Here is a 4,529-nt window from a genome sequence, read left to right as displayed (position 1 = left end):
TCGGAATCCCCCAAAACGAGCTTTATCGATTCAGCAATTTATCGACGTGTCCTAAGGTTGGAGCCGAGGTGACTGGGAGGCGACTTTTTCGTTGGCTGAAAAGGTCGTTTCGTTGGTTCGGCACGACAGGTCATGTCGACCAGTCCGCTCCAGCAAAGCGGTTCGCCAAAGTTGATTCAAGGAGCTGGTCTGGCCACCCCTCGATCGCGTTCATCTTGTAAGGATGGCAGCTTTGCGCCTACTGTCGGTCATTGCGTGTTTGTGCCGCTGCATCCCAAAAGCTGCCGTCTGATCAGATCAGCAGGTGATGACCGAAACTGGTGAAAGGCGTGGCCAAACTGAAGTCCCCCACAAGCGCCTCGTATATAGGGGCGGCAAATCGAAAGCGCATCTAGGCATTCTGGTCGAAGTGTCCCGTACTACGAAGCTTCGCCAGCAGCATGACTGCCATTCCGTGAAAGTCGACCCGCGCTTGCTCGCTAAGTGGAGACGCACACCACGCAGCCAGATTCGATACCAGAAAGCCCGTTTCGCCGTTTACGGAAGCGCATCGAAGTTGGCCCTCTTTGTCCATCACGATGATCGCCGTTCCGGTCGTGCCATACCCGATCGCCGCCATACGCCGAACGTGCCTGTCCCCGTCGACGCGAATGTCGAACAACACAAAGCCTGCGGTTTTCTCCGCAACGTCAGCCACCCGATCACCGAACGGCAGATGCACGCCATCGCTTTCGCCGAGCGATTGCTCGAACAGCACTAATTCAATGTGCTCCACCACCATGGGGCGACATTGGCCCCTCTGGCGTAATCGGCAATAGGGCCGGTGGAGCTTGTCCACAATTCACACAAGAATCCACATGTCCGACACCACCAAACGCGCTTCGACACGCCAGGTGCACGGACGCCTCGGCTACGCGGCTGACCGGTTTCCTGATCTACGGCGATGCCGGAGTTGCCGTCACCAATACAAATTCGCGCAGATCGGGGCTCCCGGTGAGTTGGCTTACCGGCAAGGGGGCAGGCTTGGTGGCGGGTGCGATCAATTCCGGCGCACTGCCGCCAACACTGCCGCCAAGTCCAATGGCACAGGTTCTATCCGGGCGCTTGCGTCCTTGCCCTGGTCCGCACCCTTGTCGCCTATCTCCTAGGCGCCGCAAACCCGTCTGAAAGCGCGCCTGGACCGCGATCCAGACCGCGCGGTTATTAGCGCCATCCCGGCGCCGTCCATCTAACCTCCTCATCGGCTGGCCTTGCCATAGGCGGTCGGCATGGTGTCGGGTGCGCAGATGAGGCCGACTTTCTTACCGCTCCACTTGGCACATCTCAGCTTTGGAATGAGGTCATCGGCCATCGTTGGCGCGTCAGGTCCGAGCCGATCGCGCGGCTTTACCGGTGACTGACCTTGCGCCGGGGCCGGCTAGCCGGAGCGCTATCCGCACAAAAGAAGTCCGCACATGGTTCCCGTACACAGAACCCTTAGGAATTCCCCGCCGCTATCTGGCCCGCATGTGCGACGAGGGGGCTGCTCATCAAGGTCGGCTATGGGAACTATCGCGCCACAGATCGCCAGCCGGCATGACCAGTTCTTTGCCAAACCTCGGTGGTTTTCGCGTGCGGACGCTCTTCTGCCGACGATATTGACCGCTCGAAGGCGACTTCCTTGCCGGTGACTTCCCGCACCGTTTTCAACAGCGCCTCACACAAGACACGGGTAGCCCGGTAATGGTTGCAATGTGGAGATATCAACGGCCCGATCATTGCCGTATGCAGCGCTTCCGCTGCCGCCGCCGGAAAGCGTTCGATCTCAGCTTGCAAAAGCTGCTTTGGAGACACTCACAGGCTGCCAAGCCGACCAAATGACGTTGCGTAAAGACTCAGCTATGTCTGAAGGTGCGGCGGACCTAATGGGACCGTCTGGCCGGCGCCAATCGGGCAACCTCCCAGCGAGGGCGCCGGCCTCTTTGTGCCTAGTGCTTCACCTTCGGCGTGATCTCCTCGATCCGCACTGATCTCGGACAGACTGCCCTACCGAGCCTCTGCCCGCGCTATGCTGGCGCGCTGTTTGGAAGGCCGGGCGCCTTTGATAATCTTAAGCGCTTCTTCTCTGGTGAGGCCGCATTTGCGAGCATAGTACTCTGCCTCGATCTCTCTTCACGATCAATCGGAGATTCCCCAGCCGGCTTTGCCTTCTTGCCCACAAAATGAATCATAGCACATTTCGTGATATGGCTCCATTACTGCATACCACTTGCGGTCGATTTCTCAGTGCGCAATACTACCTACCGGGGAATTTGTGCGTTGGGTGGGTTGCATGGCGGTCTATGTTGTTGCGGAAATGCACTTTAATCGCATGGTCAGGTCGCAGGTAGTCGAAGCGGCTAGCCCTGCAATGGCGGCATCGGAAATGAATGCACGCAAGACCGTGTTTAAACGATGGTCGAAGGACTGGATCCGCGTGACTGATGAGGTTGGTGGGCAAGAATTCGCCTACACTATCGCCCGGCGAAAGAACTCGGCTTGAGCGTTCGACACGTATCTCAGAATTTGTAGCTAATTCTGGCGACGACAGTGTTCTCGGTCTGGCGAACACTGAGCACGTTGGCCGGAACTAGGCTGCTCGCGCCATCCTTCGAGCGGAAATCACAACCCAAGCAGACCGACCGCTACTGGCCCCCTAAACCAGCCGCGCTCATAGACATACCGGCGCCGAATTCTACCGAAAGGCGCGATTGACTTCGATTGGTGCTGAAACCTTGAAATGTTTTTTGCAATGATTTTGCGTTTAAAATCAAAAGCGTAATTTTTTGACGGCCCATGCGTCGGCTTTTGAACGGCAAGAAAGAAAAACCCAGCTAGATCAATGGTCTAGCCGGGTTGGAAACAATCGAGTGGGAGTGAGGGATGGAAACGGCGGCGTTGGCGAAGTTCGGTGACGACTTTCGCTATCGAAAATTGTTTTCGTGTCCGTATCTCACTTCCACTGAACTGGCATTCTCCATCTCCGATCTGGCAAGTCCGATCTGCACCCATGTCTCCTATGAATTAAGGACCTTTCAAAAGAAAGAGGGCCACAGCGTAGAACGGCGTGCGCAAAGGCGGGTCTGTTCCGCGCCTCGTCATCGTTGGAGCGATCTCCGTGGGTAAGAGCATGAAACTTCCGGCTATCCGGCTCGCTCTAGTGCGCAGGCGGGCTCTCATCACGCTGCCCTGCAGCTTCCGCCCCGCCTGGCTCGTATCCGGCGTGCGCTCGATCGATCTCCGCCGCCCGATCCGGGTGGCTGTGGCCCCTATGTTCAACTATTAACTGTTCCGCCAAGTTGGATGTTGACCCTTCCCCGTAAGGAGAGTTAATAATCTCCTAATATAAGGGGCACCTAAAGTTCGTGGCCAATAACCACGAGTTGGACGATGTAATTTGGGTAGGGAACGCAGCGCGACGACCAGTGTCGTCGGGCCGACCAGCATCAAGTCAATATCCGTCCGGGAATAGCCAGCTTAGGCGGCTGTTCTAAGCGCGGCGGTGTGCTGGATGACGGCGACAATTCATACCTGCCCGGATTCGCACGACTATTCTTCGGCTGGAAGCAGCCGGTCGTTTAGTACTGTCAATGAAGCAGATGGTTGGGCATCTGTTCTTATACAAATAAGGGGGGTTGAAAATGGCTTCTAAAATCACCGATGCAGGCGGAACCACAGCGTCTTTTTCAAACACGCCCCAAGCGAACGATGACATTTTCAATCTCACCGAGGATACGGTCGTCCTCGCTTCAGGTTCGCAAACCATCATAGTTCTCGATGTGATGGCCAACGATCAGGGTGGAAACGCAAAGTCCCTCTTCTCGGTGGACGACGGGGTTTCCACATCGACGGCCACGAAACAATACGCGCCGATCGACCTGACGACTCAGGATGTTCAGGCGACTGGCGTCTCCGCTTGGGAAAGCATCGGCGGCGGGGTTTCCATCCGCATCAACAATGGCAAGGTCGAGATGGACCTTAGTGGGTATCTGGCGGCGCATGGCTTCTCGAGCCTGCAGGCCATGGGCGCGGGCGATCAGATCAACGAAACCTTCACCTATGCGATCAAGCTCGGCGGCGGAACGCTGAGCTGGGCCAGCGTTTCGGTCAACATTCAAGGCACCAATGACGGCGCGATCATAACCGCCGTTCCCGGCGCCGACCTGACTGTGGTGGAGGCCGGTGGCGTTGCCAATGGCACGCTGAATGACCCCAACGCGCACGGACAGCTGATCATCACCGACCCCGATGTCGGCCAGAACCATTTCCAGGCTCCTCCTAGCCTGCAGGGCACCTATGGCACCTTCACCTTCGATACGACAACGGGTGTGTGGGCTTATACGCTCAACCAGACCCTTGCCGATCCGCTGACGCAGGGCCAGCATGTAACCGACACTCTGACGGTAAAATCTGCGGATGGAACCGCTAGTTACGACATCAAGGTCAACATAACTGGCACCAACGACAACCCGATCGCGGTTGCCGACACCAATTCGGTGAAAGAGGACACC

General features: G+C 57.1%; 4 protein-coding genes. 2 read left to right on the top strand and 2 right to left on the bottom strand.

What is annotated here, in order from left to right:
• Positions 1 to 391 precede the first annotated feature (391 nt).
• Both QQK95_RS31970 and QQK95_RS31965 read right to left on the bottom strand, forming a co-directional pair.
• Positions 392 to 781 (bottom strand): hypothetical protein, encoded by a 390-nt coding sequence (locus QQK95_RS31970; RefSeq protein ID WP_284278496.1) that lies wholly within the window; start codon positions 779 to 781, stop codon positions 392 to 394.
• 767 nt (positions 782 to 1,548) lie between these two features.
• Positions 1,549 to 1,833: a hypothetical protein gene (locus tag QQK95_RS31965; RefSeq protein WP_284278495.1), complete on the bottom strand. Its 285-nt coding sequence runs from the start codon at positions 1,831 to 1,833 to the stop codon at positions 1,549 to 1,551.
• A 478-nt stretch (positions 1,834 to 2,311) separates the two neighbouring features.
• On the opposite strand from QQK95_RS31965, the gene QQK95_RS31960 reads away from it, so the two are divergent.
• Complete coding sequence (locus QQK95_RS31960; RefSeq protein ID WP_284278494.1) at positions 2,312 to 2,521, top strand: hypothetical protein; 210 nt, start codon at positions 2,312 to 2,314, stop codon at positions 2,519 to 2,521.
• A gap of 1,138 nt (positions 2,522 to 3,659) precedes the next feature.
• The coding region (locus QQK95_RS31955) for a VCBS domain-containing protein (protein WP_284278493.1) at positions 3,660 to 4,529 on the top strand (870 nt) is incomplete at its 3' end.

It is taken from the genome of Mesorhizobium huakuii (assembly GCF_030160235.1).
In the GTDB taxonomy this organism is placed as follows: Bacteria; Pseudomonadota; Alphaproteobacteria; order Rhizobiales; family Rhizobiaceae; genus Mesorhizobium; species Mesorhizobium huakuii.
The sequence above is the reverse complement of the archived record's forward strand: the minus strand, read 5'-3'. Positions and strand labels throughout refer to the sequence as shown.

Excerpts from the sequence above, each read along its gene's own strand:
- QQK95_RS31970 (WP_284278496.1), bottom strand. The coding sequence starts at position 781 with ATGGTGGTGGAGCACATTGAATTAGTGCTGTTCGAGCAATCGCTCGGC.
- QQK95_RS31960 (WP_284278494.1), top strand. The coding sequence starts at position 2,312 with ATGGCGGTCTATGTTGTTGCGGAAATGCACTTTAATCGCATGGTCAGG.